Origin of the sequence: Dietzia sp. HMSC21D01 (assembly GCF_001815995.1) — a bacterium.
Lineage (GTDB): Bacteria > Actinomycetota > Actinomycetes > Mycobacteriales > Mycobacteriaceae > Dietzia > Dietzia cinnamea.
Genome location: NZ_KV824137.1, coordinates 1 through 8,762 on the forward strand (window position 1 = coordinate 1; position 8,762 = coordinate 8,762).

The 8,762-nt window shown below is 70.0% G+C and carries 10 protein-coding genes; 4 read left to right on the forward strand and 6 right to left on the reverse strand.

Going from position 1 to position 8,762, the window contains the following annotated elements; genetic code table 11:
* Positions 1-666: M23 family metallopeptidase (locus tag HMPREF3086_RS16555; protein WP_070722993.1), on the forward strand; the 666-nt coding region annotated here is incomplete at its 5' end.
* A gap of 34 nt (positions 667-700) precedes the next feature.
* On the opposite strand, the gene HMPREF3086_RS16560 is transcribed toward HMPREF3086_RS16555, so the two are convergent.
* The 5 genes from HMPREF3086_RS16560 to HMPREF3086_RS16570 form a co-directional block, all read right to left on the reverse strand.
* Positions 701-1,099 carry a TetR-like C-terminal domain-containing protein gene (locus HMPREF3086_RS16560; RefSeq protein WP_083324497.1) on the reverse strand — a complete coding sequence of 133 codons (399 nt, stop codon included), beginning with the start codon at positions 1,097-1,099 and terminating at the stop codon, positions 701-703.
* 15 nt (positions 1,100-1,114) lie between these two features.
* A complete protein-coding gene (locus HMPREF3086_RS19150) occupies positions 1,115-1,288 on the reverse strand; it encodes a hypothetical protein (protein ID WP_157076953.1) in 174 nt (57 codons plus the stop codon).
* Positions 1,289-1,385: 97 nt separating this feature from the next.
* Positions 1,386-1,556: a hypothetical protein gene (locus HMPREF3086_RS19155; RefSeq protein WP_157076952.1), complete on the reverse strand. Its 171-nt coding sequence runs from the start codon at positions 1,554-1,556 to the stop codon at positions 1,386-1,388.
* Positions 1,557-1,633: 77 nt separating this feature from the next.
* Entirely contained in the window at positions 1,634-4,105 is a 2,472-nt protein-coding gene (locus HMPREF3086_RS16565; protein WP_061913790.1) for a UvrD-helicase domain-containing protein, read from the reverse strand.
* Positions 4,106-4,146: 41 nt separating this feature from the next.
* Positions 4,147-5,583, reverse strand: coding sequence for an alanine/glycine:cation symporter family protein (locus HMPREF3086_RS16570; RefSeq protein WP_061229060.1), 1,437 nt, complete (start codon positions 5,581-5,583; stop codon positions 4,147-4,149).
* 47 nt (positions 5,584-5,630) lie between these two features.
* On the opposite strand from HMPREF3086_RS16570, the gene HMPREF3086_RS16575 reads away from it, so the two are divergent.
* On the forward strand, positions 5,631-5,912 hold the full coding sequence (locus tag HMPREF3086_RS16575) for a chorismate mutase (RefSeq protein WP_061229061.1): 282 nt from the start codon (positions 5,631-5,633) through the stop codon (positions 5,910-5,912).
* Positions 5,913-5,921: 9 nt separating this feature from the next.
* Here the strand turns inward: HMPREF3086_RS16575 and HMPREF3086_RS16580 are convergent, their stop codons facing one another.
* Entirely contained in the window at positions 5,922-6,617 is a 696-nt protein-coding gene (locus tag HMPREF3086_RS16580; protein WP_061229062.1) for a DUF5701 family protein, read from the reverse strand.
* Positions 6,618-6,668: 51 nt separating this feature from the next.
* On the opposite strand from HMPREF3086_RS16580, the gene pgi reads away from it, so the two are divergent.
* Together pgi and HMPREF3086_RS18705 are read left to right on the forward strand one after the other, a co-directional pair.
* Positions 6,669-8,327: a glucose-6-phosphate isomerase gene (gene pgi, locus HMPREF3086_RS16585; protein ID WP_061229063.1), complete on the forward strand. Its 1,659-nt coding sequence runs from the start codon at positions 6,669-6,671 to the stop codon at positions 8,325-8,327.
* Positions 8,328-8,516: 189 nt separating this feature from the next.
* The coding region (locus HMPREF3086_RS18705) for a hypothetical protein (RefSeq protein WP_210401892.1) at positions 8,517-8,762 on the forward strand (246 nt) is incomplete at its 3' end.

Genomic DNA, 8,762 nt, shown 5'->3' on the forward strand with positions numbered 1-8,762 from the left:
GCCGGCGACATCGCCCTGCTGGCCAACGGCGAGCCGGCCCCCGCCACCACGAGCCCCGCGGCGCCCGGCACCTCCACGCCGGCGACACCGTCCGCACCCGCGCCCGTCGTGGTCCCCGCCTCCGTCGGGGAAACCGACACCGAGAACATCCAGTCGGCCATGCTCTACGCGGGCACGGAGATCAACGCGCAGCGTGAGATCGCCGAGGAGCAGGCCCGGCGGCCGAAGGTTTCCCTCCCCGCGTTCGGCTCGTTCACCTCGCCGTACGCGATGCGCTGGGGCACGATGCACCAGGGCATCGACATCGCCAACGTCAACGGGACGCCGATCCTGGCGGCGACCGACGGCGTCGTGATCGACGCTGGTCCCGCCCAGGGCTTCGGCAACTGGATCCGCATCATGTCCGACGACGGCACGATGACCGTCTACGGCCACATGGAGCGGCTCGACGTCCAGAAGGGCCAGCGCGTGTACGCCGGCCAGCAGATCGCCGGAATGGGTAACCTCGGGTTCTCCACCGGCACCCACCTGCACTTCGAGGTCCTGGTCAACGGCGGCAAAGACTACGTCGACCCGGTCGTGTGGCTCGCCCAGCACGGTCTCGACCTGGCCACGGGCAGCCTCGCCGGCTCCCACGACCACGCCCACGGCTCGCTCGGCAACTGAGCACACCCGCCCTCGCTGCCCGGCTACCACCGCCTCACCGGGCCCGCGATCCGCTGAGCAGTAGGTCGACCAACGCGTCCACCTCGGGCGCGTCCATCGGGCGGCGCATCGCCAGGGGCGTGAAGATGATCGGCGCGAGGAGTGTGTCGACCACCGTGCGCGGGTCGAGCCCCTCCGCGACCTCGCCCCTCTCCGCGGCGACGTGCACCAGTCGATGCCACGACTCCATCGCCGGCCGCCACAGATCCAGCACCGTCTGGTTGAACTCCGGATGCTGGCCGCCCGCCATGATCGCGGCGATCGCGCCCTCGACCGGCCCCGCGGCGAACTCAGCGAGCCGGTGCGCGAGCGCCCGGAGATTCTCCTCCCACGAGCCGGAGGCTTCGACGACCGGCGCCCGCCGCCCATGGGTCCGCAGGGCCTCGACGAGCAGATCGTGACGAGTCGGTCACCACCGGTAGACCGTCCGCCGACCCACCCCCGCTCGCGCCGCGACGTCGACGATACTGAAGGTCAGATGCCCCTCAGCCAGGTAGCCGAGTGTCGCCTCCCCCACCGACTGACGCACCTTCTCGCTGCGCCCACCTGCGCGTACCCGCGCCCGTCCTTTCTCGGTCTCCACCCGGCCGCACCTCCGCCCCCGATCGAGTGATAAAAGCGTTTACACATTCTTATCGACACAATCCGGGCTTCCAAAACCACCTGCATGACATTCTCCGCTAGGACAGGTCACCGGCGCACCGGGAGGGGAACCCGCTCACGAGGACACGACTCATCCCGACGTCGCCGTGGTCGGCGCGGGCCCGATCGGCGCCGCGACCGGTCGCCATGACCAGCGTCGGCTCCACCGTCGTCCTCGCGGAGGTGGAGGGCGCGCAAAGCCTGGACATGCGACCCTGGTGCTGCTGAAGTACCGCGACGGTGAGCGCCCGGTGGTCCCCCTTCCGCGTCAGAGCTCCTGCGGCGCTCAGAGCTTCTGCATGGGGACGCCCCCGATGAGCATGAGCCGCACCTTCCCGGAGGCACCGAAGTCGATGGTCGCCGTGGCGCGCGGACCGCTGCCGTCGCAGGAGAGCACCTTGCCGAGGCCGTACTTGTCGTGCGTGACCCGGTCACCCGGCGCCAACTCCAGCGCGGGCGCGGACGGCTTCGCGCGCGGGATCCCGGGCGACCGTCCACCGGAGCCGCCGCCGGAACTGAACCCACCGGAGCTGCCGCCGAAGCGCCGCCGCGGGGCGTACGAGTCGTCGTCCCCGAACCCGGCCCCGCCGGCGGGCTCCTCCCGCTGCCACTCGATCGCCTCGGAGGGGATCTCCTCCAGGAACCGCGACCCCGGGTTGGTCATGGGCTGGCCCCACGACGAGCGCATCATGGCCCGCGTCAGGTACAGACGCCGCCGGGCGCGGGTGATGCCGACGTAGGCCAGCCGCCGCTCCTCGGACAGCTCCGCTGGATCGCCCAGCGCCCGCATGTGCGGGAACAGTCCGTCCTCCATACCGATGAGGAACACCACCGGGAACTCCAAGCCCTTTGCGGTGTGCAGGGTCATGAGTGTGACCTGCCCCTGATCGTCGTCGGGGATCTCGTCCGCGTCGGCCACCAGCGACACGCGCTCCAGGAACGCCGCCAGCGACCCCGGCTCGGCGAGACCCTCGTCCAGGTCCGGGTCCGCGTCGGCCTCCTCCACGAAGCCCTGCTCGCGGGCGGAGCGTTGGAGCGCCGCCTCGGACGAGAACTCCCGCCCCACGCCCACCAGCTCGTTGAGGTTGTCGAGTCGCGCCGCGTCCTGCGGATCGTTGGACGCCTCCAGCTCGGCGCGGTAGCCGGTGCGCTCGAGTACCGCCTCCACGAGCGCGCCCACGTCGGGCGCGGAGTCGTGCCCGCCGGCGTGGTCGTCGCCGTCGAGGCGCCCGCGCAGGTCGTCGAGCATCTCGACGAACCCGGCGATCGCCTTGACCGAACGCGAAGGCAGCAGCGAGACCTTCCCCTCCGCCGCGTCGCGCAAGGCCTGCGCGAAACCGATCCCGCGCTGCTCGGCGTGGACCACGACGCACGCCTCGGCCCGGTCGCCGATTCCGCGCCGCGGGGTGTTGAGGATACGCCGGATCGCCACCGCGTCGTCCGGGTTGTTCAGCACCTTGAGGTAGGCGACCACGTCGCGCACCTCCTTACGCTCGTAGAAGCGCGTACCGCCGACGACCTTGTACGGCAGGCCGAGGCGGACGAACACGTCCTCGATCACGCGTGAGGAGTTGTTGGTCCGGTAGAACACAGCGACGTCGGAGTACGAAGCCTCCCCCGCGTCCACCAAGCGGTCGATCTCCCCGGCGATGAACCTCGCCTCGTCGTGCTCGTTGTCCGCGACGTACCCCACCAGCAGCTCGCCGGCGCCCTCGGCGGTCCACAGGTTCTTCTCGCGCCGCCCGGCGTTCCGCGCGATCACGGCGTTGGCGGCCGAGAGGATGGTCTGGGTGGAGCGGTAGTTCTGCTCCAACAGGATGGACCGGGCGTCGGGGTAGTCGTGCTCGAAGTCCTCGATGTTCCGGATCGTGGCCCCGCGGAACGCGTAGATCGACTGATCCGCGTCACCCACCACACAGAGTTCGGCCGGGGGGACGCCCACCTCGTCGTCGTCGGACGCCGTGCCGCCCACGAGGGTGCGGACCAGGACGTACTGCGCGTGGTTGGTGTCCTGGTACTCGTCCACCATGACGTGGCGGAACCGCCGCCGGTAGTACGCGGCGACCTCCGGGTGCGCGCGTAACAGGGCGACGGTCTCACCGATGAGATCGTCGAAATCGAACGCGTTGGCCGCCTGCAGCCGCGCCTGGTACTCGGTGAACACGGCGGCCACGGTCTGCGCGGTGCGGTCCGAGTCCTCGAGCGCCCGGTCCATGGCCTCAGCCGGGTCGCGCAGCTCGTTCTTGTGGCTGGAGATGGCCGAGGCGAGCATGCGCGGGGTGAACTTCTTGACCTCGAGCTGCTGCTCCTTGGCGATCATCCCCAGCAGACGCCGGGAATCGTCCGAGTCGTAGATCGTGAAGTTCGAGTTGCGGGTCCCGAGCAGCGCGGACTGGGCCCGGAGGATGCGCACGCAGATCGAGTGGAAGGTGGCCACCCACATCCGCTCGGCGTGCGGGCCGACCAGCGCCGCGACGCGCTCCCGCATCTCCGCCGCGGCCTTGTTGGTGAACGTGATGGCCAGGATCTGCCCCGGGTGCGCACCGCCCTCGGCCAGCAGGTAGGCGATCCGCCGCGTGAGCACGCTGGTCTTGCCCGACCCCGCGCCCGCGACGATCAGCAGCGGGCCGCCGCGGTGGGTGACCGCGGCGGCCTGCTGTGGGTTGAGCCCGTCAAGGAGGGCTGAGTGGGCCGAGTGGGCCGAGTGGGGCGAGTGGGGCGAGTGCTGGCGGGCGGGGGCGGAGGCGGTGTCGGTCATCGTGGGTCCAATCTACCCACCCGGTCCGACACGGCCCGTGGTCAGCGCGTGCGGGCCCCCATGAACTCCTCGACCTGCGAGGCAGTGGCGTCCAGACGCGGGTCATTGTCCAGGTAATGACGCGTCTCGCGGACGATCAGCCCGGACAGTACGAGCAGGCCGATGAGGTTCGGGATGGCCATGAGGCCGTTCATCACGTCGGCGAAGTTCCACACCACCTCGAGTTCGGTGACGGCGCCGATGAACACCACGCAGGTGAAGACCATGCGGTACGGGATGACGCCGCGCGCGCCCACGAGCCGCTCCATGCACCGCTCGCCGTAGTACGACCAGCCGAGGATGGTGGAGAAGGCGAAGAACGCGATGGACACCGCGACGAGCTTGTCGCCCTCGGGGATCGCCGAGGCGAAGGCGTCGGCGGTCATCGTGCCCGCGACGTCACCGCCTCCCTGCCACACGTCGGTGGTGACCAGGACCAGGCCGGTGAAGGTGACGACGATGATCGTGTCGATGAACGTCTGCGTCATCGAGACCAGACCCTGCCGGGTGGGGTGGGTGGTCCGGGCCGCCGCGGCCGCGATCGCCGCCGAACCCATGCCTGACTCGTTGGAGAAGATTCCGCGGGCGACGCCCATCTGGATGGCGTACAGGATCGCGGAGCCGGCGAAGCCACCGACGGCCGCGGTGCCGGTGAAGGCGTCGGTGAACACCAGGGCGAACGCGGCAGGGATCTGCTCGGCGTTGACGACCAGCACCACGAGCCCGCCGATGATGTAGAGCAGGATCATGAGCGGGACGAACCCGGCGGTGACCCGGCCGATCGACTTGATGCCGCCGAGGAGCACGGCGCCCGTCAGGACGAAGAGGACGATGCCGGTGGTCACGTGGGAGACACCGAACGAGTTCTCCAGCTGGGTGGCCACGGCGTTGCCCTGGGTCATGTTGCCGATGCCGAAGCTGGCCAGGACGGCGAACACCGCGAACACGATTGACAGGACCAGGCCGACCCGCCCGCCGGTACGGCCGAAGATCTCGGCGAAGCCACGGTGGAGGTAGTACTGCGGGCCGCCGGATTGCTCGCCGCGCGCGTCGGTGACGCGGTAGCGCACGCCCAGGAAGGCCTCGGAGTATTTGGACGCCATGCCGACGAGCGCGGTGATCCACATCCAGAACAGCGCACCCGGCCCGCCGAGCGCGATCGCGGTGGCGACGCCGACGATGTTGCCGACGCCGACCGTGGCCGCCAGCGCCGTGGTGAGCGCCTGGTACTGCGAGATGTCGCCCTCGCCGCCGTCGTCCTTCCGCTTGACCAGGCCGAGCCGCAGCGCGGGGGCGAGCTTGCGGAACTGCAACGCCCGCAGTCGGATGGTGAGGAAAAGGCCGGTGCCCAGCAGCAGCGGGATGAGGACGAACGGCCCCCAGATCACCGATCCGATGTCGGCGAGAAACGAGTTGATTTCTTCCACGGGCGCAAACATTAGACGGTTGTTCGGTCGCTCCGGGGTGCAGTGGGATAATTCGCTCCATGAGCACCGACCCCGCCGGCACCGACGATCCGCTGTCCGAGGCCGAGATCCAGGAACTGCGGCTGGAGATCGACCGTCTGGACGCCGAGATCCTCGACGCCATCACCCGCCGCAGCGAGATCTCCCGCCGCATCGGCCGCACGCGTATGCAGTCGGGCGGCACCAAGCTCGTGCACACGCGCGAGCTCAAGGTCTACGAGCGCTTCGCATCCCTCGGCGAGGAGGGCCAGACGCTCGCCGGGATGCTCCTCCGCCTGGGCCGCGGCCGGTTGGGGTACTAGGCGACCCGCCTATTGAACCGGTCCCCGCCTGCCGGACGTCGACGCGAAGCCCAGCCATGTGTGGTGGTTGCCCGCCCAGCACCACCCCACCTTGGGCGCGCCCTTGTTCTCCTTGCCGTCGCGTCCGGTGCCGCCGCTGATCCACAGCGCGGGAGTGCGGGAGTCGAGCCCGCCGGTCGGCTTGGGTTTGCGCGAGCCGATGCACATGAAGCACGCGCCCGGCTCGAGCGCGTCGGGTTGCTGCAGGGCCCAGCTGATCCCCTCGGAGACGGTCAGCGGTGTGCGTCCGCGGGCGGTCAGTTCCGCGTGCGCGTCGGTGGGGGTCCAGTCCAGCATGTCGTCACCGCGGGTGACGTCGCCGAGAAGGTACAGCGGCGCGTCGGGGAGTGTGATGTCGTCGGTGGGTGTGAAGTCGGCGAGGTCGGTCATGTCGACGACGACGAAGCCCGCCTTCCCGTCGCGGCGCATGAGGGCGGCCAGTCGCGCGGCCGACAGGAGTGAGGGGTGGACGGCCAGAACTGCTCCGCCTTCGTCCCGCCCGTCACCGGATTCGGCGACCAGCGTGCGGGCGTGGTCCCGCAGCTGATCGGCACCGATCCCGGCGAACTCCGGCACGCGGAGTGCGACGAGGCGCTCGGCCTGCGCGGTAACAGAGGAGGCGATGGGGAAGGCCGGTGCAGAATCGGCTGGAGTTACGGGGGTCACATCCCCTGAACAGTGGGCAGCGCGTTCGTATTCCCGGCTAATCTCGCAGCCATGACCGACATCAGCACGACGGAGCAGTGGGCAGCGGTCGAGGGTCTGGTCCCCTCGATCGGCGAGGTGACGTTGCGCGAACTGTTCGACGCCGATCCCGAACGCGGTCGCCGGATGTCGGTCACGGCGGGCGACCTGCACGTGGACCTGTCCAAGCACCTGGTCACCGACGAGATCCTGCACGCCCTCACCGAACTGGCCCACGCCGCCAGGCTTCCGGCGCAGCGAGCGGCAATGTTCCGGGGCGACCGCATCAACACGACCGAGGACCGGTCCGTCCTCCACACGGCGCTCAGGCTCCCGGCCGATGCCGAGCTCGTCGTCGACGGCTCCGACGTGGTGGCCGACGTCCACGCGGTCCTGGCGCGCATGACCGATCTCGCCGACCGCGTCCGCTCGGGCGAGTGGACCGGGTACACGGGCGAGCGGATCGACACGGTGGTCAACATCGGCATCGGCGGCTCGGACCTCGGCCCGGTGATGGTGGACGCCGCGCTACGCGATCTCCAGACCGCCGGGATCCGCGCGCGCTACGTCTCGAACGTCGACCCTGCGGACCTCACCGCCACCCTCGCCGAGATCAATCCGGCCACCACACTGGTCGTGGTCGCCTCCAAGACGTTCACCACGCAGGAGACGATGGCCAACGCGCATGCGGCGCGGCGGCACTTCATCGAGGCCCTGAGGTCGGAGGACGCGATCGCCTCTCACTTCGTCGCTGTGTCGACCGCCGCGGACAAGGTGGCCGACTTCGGCATCGCCCCGGACAACATGTTCGGTTTCTGGGACTGGGTCGGCGGCCGCTACTCGGTGTCTTCCGCGATCGGTCTGTCGGTGATGATCACGGCGGGCCCGGCGGCGTTCGTCGAGATGCTCGAGGGCTTCCACACCATGGATCTGCACTTCGCCACCGAGGCGCCCGAGCACAACGCGCCGGTCCTCATGGCGCTGCTCGGGATCTGGTACACGTGCTTCCTCGGCGCGCAGTCCAAGGCCGTCATCCCCTACTCCCAGGACCTCCACCGGTTCCCCGCCTACCTGCAGCAGCTCACCATGGAGTCCCTCGGCAAGTCCGTGCGCCTCGACGGTTCGGACGTTACTTATCCGACCGGCGAGGTCTACTGGGGCGAGCCCGGCACGAACGGACAGCACGCCTTCTTCCAGCTGCTCCACCAGGGCACCCAGCTCGTGCCCGTCGACTTCATCGGCGTGGCACGGCCGGCCGCGGACCTGGCCGCCGACGTCCCCGGCTCAGCGGAACCCGTCTCGATGCACGACATGCTCATGGCCAACCTCTTCGCCCAGTCGCGGGTCCTGGCGTTTGGCAAGACCGAGGAGGAGGTCCTCGCCGACGGCGTCGATCCCGCCCTCGCCCCGCACAAGGTCATGCCCGGCAACCGGCCCTCGACGACGATCCTCGCGCCGTCCCTGTCCCCGAGCGTCGTGGGCCAGCTCATCGCGCTGTACGAGCACATCGTGTTCACCCAGGCGGCGATTCTCGGCATCAACGCGTTCGACCAGTGGGGCGTCGAACTGGGCAAGGCACAGGCCGGTGAGCTCCTCTCCGCCCTCACCGCCGAGACCCACCCCGAGCCGGGCTTCGACTCCTCCACGGACTCACTCGTCGAGATCTACCGAGAGGCCCGCGGGCGGCGCTGACGCCGGCCCGGCCGGCGCTGCCGTGGGCCCGGCCGGCGGACCCGATCACTGCCCAGAGTCTCCCGGCGCACTGCCGCCGCCTCCGCCTGACACGTACCCCTTGTGGTGTCGAACACGTGGACGTAGAATAGAACACGTATTCGAGGCATAGCGCGGCACGGCCGCACGGTCGACCACGGGGGGTGGGGCATGGACGGCGATCCCGAGCGCACGGCCGGTGGCTCCGCGTCCTCTTCCGGCCCTGCCGGCTCCACTGGCTCGTCGGGCCCTGCTGACTCTCCCGGTGGCGGCCCGGCGGCGTTGACGGGGTTGACGGCGGCGGCGCGGGACGGCTGGGCGACCGAGAACCGCGCGGCCGCGCAGCGCCTGGTCGCCTGCTACGCCCTGCTGCAGGAGTGCTGGCGCGAGTACGGGCACGGTATCGACGGCAGTCAC

What these genes read in the sequence shown, in the direction of transcription:
- HMPREF3086_RS19155 (WP_157076952.1), bottom strand. Translation starts at nt 1,556, where the DNA reads ATGTCCAGGCTTTGCGCGCCCTCCACCTCCGCGAGGACGACGGTGGAG.
- HMPREF3086_RS16565 (WP_061913790.1), bottom strand. Translation starts at nt 4,105, where the DNA reads ATGACCGACACCGCCTCCGCCCCCGCCCGCCAGCACTCGCCCCACTCG.
- HMPREF3086_RS16570 (WP_061229060.1), bottom strand. Translation starts at nt 5,583, where the DNA reads ATGTTTGCGCCCGTGGAAGAAATCAACTCGTTTCTCGCCGACATCGGA.
- HMPREF3086_RS16575 (WP_061229061.1), top strand. Translation starts at nt 5,631, where the DNA reads ATGAGCACCGACCCCGCCGGCACCGACGATCCGCTGTCCGAGGCCGAG.
- pgi (WP_061229063.1), top strand. Translation starts at nt 6,669, where the DNA reads ATGACCGACATCAGCACGACGGAGCAGTGGGCAGCGGTCGAGGGTCTG.